Origin of the sequence: Pseudomonas sp. FSL R10-1350, assembly GCF_009600525.1 — a bacterium.
GTDB lineage: Bacteria > Pseudomonadota > Gammaproteobacteria > Pseudomonadales > Pseudomonadaceae > Aquipseudomonas > Aquipseudomonas helleri.
This window is the reverse complement of sequence record NZ_WIVR01000248.1, coordinates 1-247: the sequence shown is the minus strand read 5'-3', so window position 1 is coordinate 247 and position 247 is coordinate 1. Positions and strand designations below refer to the sequence as shown.

Genomic DNA, 247 nt, shown 5'->3' with positions numbered 1-247 from the left:
GGCTTGACGCTCATGCGCTGCGCCGTGTTTTGCAGCAATTCCCTGGACATGATTTTGTAGGCGCGTTGGCGCACCTCGCCGAACGGCGTCGGATCGGCCACGCTGTCGTCCACGTACAGCGACAGCAGGCGGCCAACCTGCGGCGTTTCCTGATGGCGTCGCAGCTGTTCGGCGACAAAGGACTGTTTCGCACCCGTGCGGCTCTCGTCCTCAAGTTTTTTCATGTGGAAGGCCATCGCGTCGACCA

General features: G+C 61.5%; 1 protein-coding gene. It reads right to left on the bottom strand.

All coding sequences use genetic code 11. The features are described from left to right. Nucleotides 1-247, bottom strand: a 247-nt coding sequence (locus GHO25_RS26000; protein WP_153393496.1) for a hypothetical protein, incomplete at both ends; no start/stop codon positions are given.